Source organism: Cyanobium sp. N5-Cardenillas (genome assembly GCF_024345515.1).
In the GTDB taxonomy this organism is placed as follows: Bacteria; Cyanobacteriota; Cyanobacteriia; order PCC-6307; family Cyanobiaceae; genus Cyanobium.
The window spans coordinates 1-8534 of sequence record NZ_JAGQBG010000136.1 but is presented as its reverse complement, the minus strand read 5'-3'; the positions used below and the strand labels follow the sequence as shown (position 1 = coordinate 8534).

Annotated in this window: 9 protein-coding genes; 8 read left to right on the top strand and 1 reads right to left on the bottom strand. The window is 68.8% G+C overall.

Annotation, left to right across the window (positions count from 1 at the left end):
* Window positions 1–26: 26 nt before the first annotated feature.
* Entirely contained in the window at window positions 27–2030 is a 2004-nt protein-coding gene (locus KBZ04_RS11230; protein ID WP_254992015.1) for a glycosyltransferase, read from the top strand.
* Here KBZ04_RS11230 and KBZ04_RS11225 read toward each other — a convergent pair.
* The gene (locus tag KBZ04_RS11225; RefSeq protein WP_254992014.1) at window positions 1939–2295 is read right to left on the bottom strand and encodes a winged helix-turn-helix transcriptional regulator; all 357 of its coding nucleotides are present in this window, start codon (window positions 2293–2295) and stop codon (window positions 1939–1941) included. The two genes, KBZ04_RS11230 and KBZ04_RS11225, sit on opposite strands and share 92 nt — an antisense overlap.
* A gap of 144 nt (window positions 2296–2439) precedes the next feature.
* Here KBZ04_RS11225 and KBZ04_RS11220 point away from each other — a divergent pair, with 144 nt between their 5' ends.
* The 7 genes from KBZ04_RS11220 to KBZ04_RS11190 all read left to right on the top strand — a co-directional run bounded on the left by KBZ04_RS11220 (window position 2440) and on the right by KBZ04_RS11190 (window position 8290).
* Window positions 2440–3507 carry an alkene reductase gene (locus tag KBZ04_RS11220; RefSeq protein ID WP_254992013.1) on the top strand — a complete coding sequence of 356 codons (1068 nt, stop codon included), beginning with the start codon at window positions 2440–2442 and terminating at the stop codon, window positions 3505–3507.
* Window position 3508: 1 nt separating this feature from the next.
* Window positions 3509–4027 (top strand): NADPH-dependent FMN reductase, encoded by a 519-nt coding sequence (locus KBZ04_RS11215; RefSeq protein ID WP_254992012.1) that lies wholly within the window; start codon window positions 3509–3511, stop codon window positions 4025–4027.
* 14 nt (window positions 4028–4041) lie between these two features.
* On the top strand, window positions 4042–4734 hold the full coding sequence (locus tag KBZ04_RS11210) for a pirin family protein (RefSeq protein WP_254992011.1): 693 nt from the start codon (window positions 4042–4044) through the stop codon (window positions 4732–4734).
* A gap of 70 nt (window positions 4735–4804) precedes the next feature.
* Window positions 4805–5170: a hypothetical protein gene (locus KBZ04_RS11205; RefSeq protein ID WP_254992009.1), complete on the top strand. Its 366-nt coding sequence runs from the start codon at window positions 4805–4807 to the stop codon at window positions 5168–5170.
* Between the two features lie 13 nt (window positions 5171–5183).
* Complete coding sequence (locus tag KBZ04_RS11200; RefSeq protein ID WP_254992008.1) at window positions 5184–5612, top strand: Hepatitis C virus core protein; 429 nt, start codon at window positions 5184–5186, stop codon at window positions 5610–5612.
* A 106-nt stretch (window positions 5613–5718) separates the two neighbouring features.
* Complete coding sequence (locus KBZ04_RS11195) at window positions 5719–7887, top strand: glutamine synthetase III (protein ID WP_254992007.1); 2169 nt, start codon at window positions 5719–5721, stop codon at window positions 7885–7887.
* 136 nt (window positions 7888–8023) lie between these two features.
* The gene (locus KBZ04_RS11190; RefSeq protein WP_254992006.1) at window positions 8024–8290 is read left to right on the top strand and encodes a DUF3136 domain-containing protein; all 267 of its coding nucleotides are present in this window, start codon (window positions 8024–8026) and stop codon (window positions 8288–8290) included.
* Window positions 8291–8534: the final 244 nt, after the last annotated feature.

Below are 8534 nucleotides of genomic sequence, written 5' to 3'. Positions count from 1 at the left end.
GTTTGCTTAACAATTGGTCATGGTCGATGACGCGTTTGCACTGGGCCGTGTTGCTGCTGACGCTGCTGGGGGCCCGGTACCTGCATTGGCGACTGGGCGAGAGCCTCAACCTGGACACCCCCCTTGCCGCCAGCCTGAGCCTGCTGACGCTGGCCGCGGAACTGGTGCTGCTGGCCGGCTTCTTCCTGCAGCTCTGGTTCACCCTGCTGCCCGGGCGGCCCGCCCCTGAGGCGGGTCCGCTCCCCTTGCCGGCCCCACCCGTCGATGTGCTGGTGCCCAGCTGTGGGGAACCGGCCGATCTGGTGGAACGCTGCCTGCGGGGCTGCCTGGCGATGGACTACCCGGCGCTGACGGTCTGGCTGCTGGACGATGCCGGGCGGCCGGAGCTGGCGGAACTCTGTGAGCGCCTCGGCTGCCGCTATCTCGCCCGGGACGACCACTCCCATGCCAAGGCCGGCAACCTCAACCACGGTCTGGGCCACTGCCAGGGAGAACTGGTGGCGGTGTTCGATGCGGATGTCGTGCCGCTGCGTCCGTTTCTGCGCCGCACGGTCGGTCTGTTCCGTGATCCCTCGGTGGGCTTCGTGCAGACACCCCAGAGCTACATGAACGCCGATCCGGTGATGCGTAACCTGCGCCTGGAACGCTGGCTGCTGCCCGACGAGGAAAGCTTCTACCGCTGGATCCAGCCCACCCGCCAGAACCTCAACGCGGTGGTCTGCGCCGGCACCTCCTTCGTCATGCGGCGCGACGCCCTGGAGCGGGTGGGGGGTTTCGAAACCGCCACCCCATCGGAGGATCTCGCCACGGGCATCCGGATCACGGCCGCGGGCTACCGCAACCACTACCTCTCGGAGAAGCTCAGTGCCGGTCTGGCTCCGTTCACGGCCGCGGCCATGGCCCGTCAACGCTGCCGCTGGGGCAGCGGTTCGCTGCAGACCCTGCGCACCGGTGCCGACCCGCTGCGGATCCCCGGGCTCAGCCCGCTGCAGCGGCTGGCCTACAGCGAGGGCATCCTGCACTGGTTCAGTTTCCCGGCCCAGCTGGTGCTGCTCTGCACGCCGCTCAGCCTGGGCCTGCTGGGCATCGCCCCGATCCTCATCGGCGGCGAGGCCCTGGTCACCGTGGCCCTGCCCTTCTTCCTCTGCCAGTTGCTGCTCACCCGCTGGCTGAGCGGCCATGCCCGCGCCGCGATCCTGCCGGAGCTCTACCGCTGGATCTTCCTGCTGCCGATCTGTGCCGCCGTGGTGTCCACCGCCCTGGGCCGGCCGCGCCGGTTCCGGGTCACCCCCAAGGCGGTGACCGGCCAGGGGCCCACCGGCCCCGATCCAGGCCTGCTGCTGCCACTGCTGGTGCTGCTCGCCCTGCAACTGCTGGCCCTGGCGAACCTGGCGCCGGGTCGGCTGCCCCTGCTGGCGGGCCAGGGGGGGGAGCTGCCGGTGTCGGCCGCCACCCTCGGGGTGGTGCTGGGCTGGAGCGTGCTCAACGGTCTGCTGCTGCTGCTGGCGATCCGGAGCTGCTGGGATCGGCCCCGGAGTGATGGGGTGCCCTGGTTCGCCCTGTCCCTGCCGCTCCGGCTGCACCACCAGGGGGGGATCGTGCCGGGACGGCTGCAGGCGATCAGTGCCATGGGCGCCGAACTCAGCCTGGAGAGCAGAGACGCTGCCCGCGCTCTGGAGGCCACCGCCCACCTGACCCTGGAGGGACTGCTGCCGGACCAGGCGCTGCCCTTCGTGCCCATGGCCCAGCGCGCCGCTGCCATCGGCGGCACCTGGGGACCGCTCACGCCCCTGCAGCGGGATCGGCTCGAGACCCTGCTCTACCGGCGCGAGGGGCTCTGGCCCACCCTGAGGGCGCCCTTCGAGCTGCGCACCCTGCCGCTGGTGCTGCTGCGAACCCTGCAGCGGATCGGGCCGGAGAGCTGGTTCCGCCGCAGCCTCATTCCCCAGCTTCCACCCCTGGAGGCGCTGCCGCTCCCCAGGCATGCAGACCTTCCAGCACGGGCAGGAGTGCCTGACCACGCTCGGTGAGGCCGTACTCCACCCGGGGCGGCACCTCGCCGAAGACACGACGCCACACCACGGCATCCGCCTCCAGCTCCCGCAGCTGGGCCGTCAGCACCTTGTGACTCACCCCCGTCAGCGACCGCTGCAGGGCGGAGAAGCGGCGCACACCGCCGCTGAGCTCCCGCACGATCAACAGCTTCCAGCGCCCGCGCATCACCCGCAGGGCCAGCTCCGCCGGGCAGACCTGCGGATCACCGCCGCTGTCGAGATCGTCGAGGAAGGTCGTCACGGGTGGGGGTTACCAGCGGGTGACCCAGGCACCCATCGGTGCGTTCTTGTCAGGCACGGTGGGCGTCGGCCAGAGTCGCTTCATGAACTTATCCATCCTGCCCATCCCAGGGCATTCCCCCTCCCCCCTGCCGGTCTCCACACGATGAGTGATCTGTTCACCCCCCTGACGGTGGGTCCGCTGGAGCTGCCCAACCGGGTGCTGATGGCTCCCCTCACCCGCGCCCGTGCCGAACCTGGCCACGTCCCGGGCCCACTGATGGCCACCTATTACCAGCAACGGGCCAGCGCCGGTCTGGTGATCGCCGAAGCCACCATGGTGATGGAGGGAAACTCCGCCTTCTGGCACGAACCCGGCATCCATTCAGCGGCCCAGGTGGCGGGCTGGCGGCTCACCACCGAGGCGGTGCACGCCGCCGGTGGGCGGATCGTGCTGCAGATCTGGCACGGCGGTCGGGCCTGCCACCCCCTGCTCAACGACGGCCGTCAGCCGGTGGCACCGAGCCCGATCGCCATCACCGGCGACGAGGTGCACACCCCCGAAGGGAAACAGCCCTACGTCGTTCCCCGGGAGCTGGCCGATGAGGAGCTGCCGACGATCGTGGCCGGGTTCCGGCTGGCCACCCGCAACGCCATCGACGCGGGCTTCGATGGGGTGGAAGTGCATGGCGCCAACGGCTACCTGCTCGATGAATTCCTGCGGGACGGCAGCAACCGGCGCAGCGGTCCCTACGGCGGGCCGATCGCCAACCGGGCCCGGCTGCTGCTGGAGGTGCTGGAGGCCGTGCAGAACGAATCCCCCCTGGTGGGCCTGCGGATCTCGCCGCTGAACGGGTACAACGCCATGGTGGACAGCGACCCGATCGGGCTGTCCAGCTGGCTGGCGGAGCGGCTGAATGGAACCGGGCTGGACTACCTGCACGTGATGCGGGGGGACTTCCTCGGCCAGCAGCACGGCGACGTGCTCAGCCCGATCCGGTCGGGCTTCAGCGGGGTGCTCGTGGGCAACATGGGCTACAGCGCCGAGGAAGCCAACGGCGCCATCGCCGCCGGCCAGCTCGATGCGGTGGCCTTCGGCAACGCCTTCCTGGCCAACCCCGACCTGCCGGAACGGTTCCGCCGCGGCGCCCCCCTGCAGGATCCTGATCCAGCCACCTTCTACACCGCCGGTCCAGCCGGCTACACCGACTACCCCGTCCTGGAGCCCACCTGACATGCCCCCCGATCTCCTGGTGCTGAGCGCCAGCAACGGTGAGAACCTGGCGCTCTCTGAACGCTTTGTCGCCGCGGCTCACGCCCGCGGCATGGGGGCCGAGGTGCTCGACCTCACCACCCTCTCCCTGCCGCTCTACAACCCCCGCACCCACGCCGAAGCCGGCCTTCCCGCCGCGGTGGTCCCGCTCAGCGAGACCCTCGGGGCCGCCCCCCGCTGGGTGATCTGCGCCCCCGAATACAACGGCTCGCTGCCGCCGGTGCTGACCAGCGCCATCGCCTGGCTCTCGGTCCAGGGGGAGGGATTCCGCAGCCTCTTCAACGGCCGGCCGGTCGCGATCGCCACCCATTCCGGCGGGCCCGGGGTGGAGGTGCTGGCGGTGCTGCGCATCCAGCTGGCCCACCTGGGGGCCCATGTGGTGGGTCGCCAGCTCTCCAGCAGTCGCAACAATCCCGCCAAGGACAGCAGCATCGACGACATCGTGCACCGCCTCCAGCGGATGGACCTGATCCAACCCTGACGACCCTTCTCCCCATGACCCTCGTTTTCCGACCTGCCGGTGAACGGTTCCACAGCCAGCTCGACTGGCTGGACAGCTGGCACAGCTTCTCCTTCTCCCACCACCACGATCCGGCCTGGATGGGCTTCGGGCCGCTGCGGGTGATCAACGACGACACCGTTGCCGCCGGCCGGGGCTTCGGCATGCATCCGCACCGGGACATGGAGATCGTCACGGTGATGGTGGAGGGCCAGCTCAACCATCGCGACTCCATGGGCCACAGCGAGGTGCTCCGGGCCGGGGAGGTGCAGGCGATGAGTGCCGGCTCCGGCGTGGTGCACAGCGAGATGAACCAGGGCGAGCAGGCCTGCCGTCTGCTGCAGATCTGGATCGAACCGAGCCGCGAGGGCCATGCCCCCGCCTACCGCCAGGAGCCGTTCCAGGTCCGCCCGGGCTGGACGCCGCTGCTGGATCCGGACGAACGGCAGGGCGCCCTGGCCATCAACCGGCCGGTACGCCTCTGGCGGGCACGACCGGCGGCGGGAGAGCAGCTGGAACTGGCCATCGCCCCTGATGCCAGTGGCTGGCTGCAGCTGATCGATGGCCAGGGCACGGCCTTCGGGAGGCCGCTGCAGCGGGGCGATGGCCTCGGCTTCCCGGCGACCCCAGCCGACCGCTTCGAGGCCGGCGCCGATGGGGCTGATCTGCTGCTATTCGAGCTGCGCTGAACGGAGCTGGTCGGCGGCGGTGGTGCACAACCACGCGCCGGATCCAGGATGGGGGGAACAGCCAGACGTCATGGCCCGATTTCTGCTCCTCTTCCGGCCCCGGCAGCCCCTTCCGCCACCTGAACTGATCGGTCGGCTCGATCCGCTGATCCAGCGGTTCCACGCCGACGTGGAGCATCGCTCCCCCGCCCACCTCAGCGCCATGGTGCGGGGGGAGCACGAGACGCTGCGGCTGCAGCTGATCGCCGACGTGCAGGCCAAGGCGGATGGACCCGTGTTGGAGCTGGTGCTGATGAGCCGGGAGGCCATGGGGGCCGGGGCCCCCCACACCAAGGAGCTGTTCGAGACGCTGGTGGCGATCGCGGCCCAGGTCATGCCGGACCTTGACCTGGTGTTTCGATCCGACCGGGACGGCGCCCTGCCCGATCGCAACTGAGAGAATGGATGCGATGCAGACTCTCCTGACGACCCCGGCCGCCCTGGCGGAACTCCAGCCTCCGCGCGGCTACCGCGTCCTGGCCTGGCTCGGACTCGTGGCCAACCTGCTGGTCCTGCCGCTGGGCCTGGCGGTGATCCTTCTCACCAGCCTCTGGAGGACGGCCAATGTGGTCGTGTACACCAGTGCCCTGCTGCCTGCGGTGGCCCTGGGGGTGGTGGCCTGTGTCGCGTTGCTGAAGTGGCGATCGTGGGGCCAGGTGCTGGCGATCGTGGCGCTGTCGATCGATCTGGCGATCGAAATGGCCTACGGGATCGTGCGGTTGGCCCTGGTGGGGGAGGAACGCCTGCTGCTGGCCGTGGGCGCCCCCCTGGCCTGGGGTTTCACCCTGGCGGCGCTGGTGTTCTGGTGCCGGCCTGGAATCCGCTCCTACCTGAGCTGAAGCTCCGCCGCGCTCCACCGGGCAACCTGCCGTTCTGTATCAACGGCACCACCCATGGGGCAGGACGCAAGGATTGGATACCCCCCAGCCGACCAACGCTGTTTCCATGCCCAGTCCCCAACGCTTCGCTGCCATTCAGGCCATTCACCAGCGTCCCCAGGTGGAAACGCCCCCCATCGAGTCGCTGGATGAGCTCTGGGCCAGTGACGTGTTCAGCCTGGCCAAGATGAAGGCCGCCCTGCCCAAGGACATCTTCAAGTCGGTGCAGCGCACCATCAAGGAGAACGGCAAGCTCGACGTCTCGGTCGCCAACGTGGTGGCCCAGGCGATGAAGGAGTGGGCCACCGGCCGGGGCGCCCTGTACTACGCCCACGTCTTCTACCCGCTCACGAACGCGACCGCGGAGAAGCACGACGGCTTCATCTCGGTGCAGGGTGATGGCTCGGTGATCACCGAGTTCACCGGCAAGGTGCTGGTGCAGGGGGAACCTGACGGCTCCTCGTTCCCGAGTGGTGGCATCCGCACCACCTTCGAGGCCCGCGGCTACACCGCCTGGGACATCACCAGCCCGGCCTTCCTGATGGAGACCCCCAACGGTCTCACCCTCTGCATCCCCACCGTCTTCATCTCCTGGACCGGCGAGGCCCTCGACAAGAAGACCCCCCTGCTGCGTTCCAACGCCGCCATGAACAAGCAGGCCCAGCGCCTGCTGCGGCTGCTCGGGGAAACCGAGGTGGCCCCGGTCAACTCCAGCTGCGGCGCCGAGCAGGAGTATTTCCTGGTCGACAGCGCCTATGTGCCCCTGCGTCCCGACCTGCTGCTGGCCGGCCGCACCCTCTTCGGTAAATCCTCCGCCAAGGGCCAGCAGTTCGACGACCACTACTTCGGCGCCATCCCCCAACGGGTTCAGGTGTTCATGCAGGACGTGGAACGCCAGATGTACAAACTTGGCATCCCCGCCAAGACCCGCCACAACGAGGTGGCACCGGGCCAGTTCGAGATCGCCCCGTTCTTCGAGGCGGCCAACGTGGCCACCGACCACCAGCAGCTCACGATGACCATCCTCAAGAGCACCGCCCGGCGCCATGGGATGAACTGCCTGCTGCACGAGAAGCCCTTCGAGGGCATCAATGGGTCCGGCAAGCACGTGAACTGGTCGGTGGGCAACGCCACCCAGGGCAACCTGCTGGATCCCGGCAACACCCCCCACGAGAACATGCAGTTCCTGCTGTTCTGCGGCGCCGTCATCCGCGGGGTGCACAAGTTCGGCCCCCTGATGCGGGCCGTGGTGGCCACCGCCGGCAACGATCACCGCCTCGGCGCCAACGAGGCCCCTCCGGCGATCATTTCCGTCTACCTGGGCAGCCAGCTGGAGGACGTCTACCGCCAGATCAAGGAAGGGGACGTGACGGGCTCCACCCATGCCGGCGTCATGCAGCTGGGTGTCGACACCCTTCCCGAGTTCCCCAAGGATCCCGGCGACCGCAACCGCACCTCGCCCTTCGCCTTCACCGGCAACCGCTTCGAGTTCCGCGCCGTCGGCTCCAACCAGTCGGTGGCCGGCCCCCTGGTGGCCATGAACACGATCCTGGCCGATTCGCTCGCCTACGTGAGCGACCAGCTGGAGCAGAAGATGGCTGCAGGAGAAAGCCTGCCGGGTGCCGCCTTCTCCGTGCTGAAGCAGATCATGACCGACCACGGCAACGTGGTGTTCGGCGGCGACGGCTATGCCAGCGAATGGCACCGCATGGCTGTGGAGGAGCGGGGCCTGGAGAACCTGCCCACCACCGCCGACTCCCTGCCGGTGCTGCAGCGGCCTGAAGTCCGTGACCTCTTTGCCCAGCAGAGTGTGCTCACCCCCCTGGAACTGGAGAGCCGCTTCGAGGTCTACGCCGAGCAGTACGTGCTCGCCATCGACGTGGAGGCCAAGCTGGCCGTGCAGATCGCCCAGACCCAGATCTACCCGGCCGCCATGCGCTACCTGGGTGAGCTGGCCAGTTCCTTGCAGCTGCAGACCTCCATGGGCCTCCAGGTATCCCCGGAAACCCAGCACAAGGTCGCGTCCCTCAGCGCCAAGCTGATGGAACTGAGCAGTGCCCTCGAGAGCGCCATCAGCAACGCCCCCCACGGCACCATCGCCCACATGCGCTACTCGGCCGACACCCTGATGCCGCTGATGCACCAGCTGCGGGAGGCGGTCGATGGACTCGAGGCTCTGGTCGACGACAACCTCTGGCCCCTGCCCTCCTACCAGGAGATGCTGTTCATCCGCTGAGCCCCCATCCCTTGCAGCGGGGAGGGCCCTTCGGGGCTCTCTTTTTTTGGCCTGCCGACGGGAGGGACCTCACGTTCTGCGTGCTTGGTTCCCTTCGGCACAGTCCACCCGTGGCCGGAGGTGCTGGAGTCGTTGGATGATCCCTCCAGCCGACCAGCTCCCCGCCGCCGACGGCCCCCCCGAACTGCGGGACCTGGAGGATCGCTACGGCTCCTACTGCAGGGCCATGCGCATGCTGGTGCGGGAAGGGAAGAGCCTCAAGAATGTGCAGAGGACCGTGTGCTGGCAGCAGCTGGCCCGTCTGCACGACAGTCGCCCAGCCCGTTACCAGGAACCCGATGCCCTCTATCTGAAGCTGTGCCGCGAAGGCGGCAGCGGCGGGGCGGCGGCGGCCAGTCGCTGAGGCCCGAAGGGTGCCGCCGGGGGTCTTTCCTGGATTCGGTCACATCGGCCACTGACAGGCACCCCTGGAGAGAACGATGACGGGTGTTCCTTGCTTTTGACGCGATCCATGGACGCACCAACGGCCTTCGCCGCGGTCGCACTCGCCGCCGTCTCCTGGGATGGCGCTCTCACCATGGCGGGCACACGGGCCCTGCGCCACGCCCTTGATTACCGCGCCCCTTTCAAGGGAAGGAGCGACAAGG